Genomic DNA, 1220 nt, shown 5'->3' on the forward strand with positions numbered 1-1220 from the left:
TGTCTAAAGAAAAATTTGAACGTTCAAAACCGCACGTTAACGTTGGTACAATCGGCCACGTTGACCACGGTAAAACTACCCTGACAGCAGCAATCACTACTGTTCTGGCAAAAACTTACGGCGGTAGCGCTCGTGCATTCGATCAAATCGATAACGCACCAGAAGAAAAAGCGCGTGGTATCACCATCTCTACTTCTCACGTAGAGTACGATACACCAACTCGCCACTACGCACACGTAGACTGCCCAGGACACGCCGACTATGTTAAAAACATGATCACGGGTGCTGCTCAGATGGACGGTGCAATCCTAGTTGTTGCGGCAACAGATGGCCCAATGCCACAAACTCGTGAGCACATCCTGTTAGGTCGTCAGGTTGGCGTTCCTTACATCATCGTGTTCCTGAACAAATGTGACATGGTAGACGACGAAGAGCTGCTGGAACTGGTTGAAATGGAAGTTCGTGAACTTCTGTCTCAATACGATTTCCCAGGTGATGACACTCCAGTTATCCGTGGTTCAGCGCTGAAAGCGTTGGAAGGCAACCCAGAGTGGGAAGCGAAAATCGTTGAACTAGCAGAAGCACTGGACAGCTACATCCCAGAGCCAGAGCGTGCAATTGACAAGCCATTCCTGCTGCCAATCGAAGACGTATTCTCAATCTCAGGTCGTGGTACAGTAGTCACAGGCCGTGTTGAGCGTGGTATCATCAAAGTTGGTGAAGAAGTTGAAATCGTAGGTATCAAAGAGACTGCGAAAACCACTTGTACTGGCGTTGAAATGTTCCGTAAACTGCTGGACGAAGGCCGTGCGGGTGAGAACGTAGGTGTTCTGCTGCGTGGTACTAAGCGTGAAGAAATCGAACGTGGTCAAGTTCTGGCGAAACCAGGTTCAATCAAGCCACACACAACTTTCGAATCAGAAGTTTATATTCTGAGCAAAGATGAAGGTGGTCGTCACACGCCATTCTTCAAAGGTTACCGTCCACAGTTCTACTTCCGTACAACTGACGTAACAGGTACTATCGAACTGCCAGAAGGCGTAGAGATGGTAATGCCAGGCGACAACGTGAACATGAAAGTAACTCTGATTCACCCAATCGCGATGGACGATGGTTTGCGTTTCGCAATCCGTGAAGGTGGCCGTACAGTAGGTGCGGGTGTTGTTGCAAAAATCATTGCATAATAACAACCCACTGTAGTGAAAAGGGGCATCTATAGG

General features: G+C 48.4%; 1 protein-coding gene. It reads left to right on the forward strand.

Translation table 11 applies throughout. The features are described from left to right. Nucleotides 1-1184: elongation factor Tu (gene tuf, locus PR833_RS20320; protein WP_053111003.1), on the forward strand; the 1184-nt coding region annotated here is incomplete at its 5' end. Nucleotides 1185-1220 lie beyond the last annotated feature (36 nt).

The organism is Providencia sp. PROV189 (assembly GCF_028480065.1).
GTDB classification, from domain to species: domain Bacteria; phylum Pseudomonadota; class Gammaproteobacteria; order Enterobacterales; family Enterobacteriaceae; genus Providencia; species Providencia stuartii.